This is a genomic window from Parafrankia sp. Ea1.12 (genome assembly GCF_900465275.1).
Lineage (GTDB): Bacteria > Actinomycetota > Actinomycetes > Frankiales > Frankiaceae > Parafrankia > Parafrankia soli.
Genome location: NZ_UBIZ01000260.1, coordinates 1 through 234, shown reverse-complemented (window position 1 = coordinate 234; position 234 = coordinate 1). Strand labels below are relative to the sequence as shown.

1 pseudogene is annotated in these 234 nt (G+C 68.8%); it reads right to left on the bottom strand.

Going from position 1 to position 234, the window contains the following annotated elements:
• Positions 1-234, bottom strand: a pseudogene (locus FMEAI12_RS11520) (helix-turn-helix domain-containing protein); the annotation flags it as partial.

The window sequence follows — 234 nt, the reverse complement described above, 5'->3', positions numbered from 1 at the left end:
CGCAGGAACTGTCGCCATGTGGTGTCGGTCTGCCGTTTCGGAGCTGGGGGAGCCCCAGGGACGTCAGGACCCGGCGGATCGTGGATGCGCTCACCCGGTGGCCGAGTTTGAGGAGCTCGCCCTGGATTCGCTGGTAGCCCCACGTCGGGTTCTCGGTCGCGAGCCGCTCGATCAGCGTGGCGATCTCCTGGCTGATCGGTGGCCGTCCCGTCCGCTGCGGGTGGGTCCACTTCC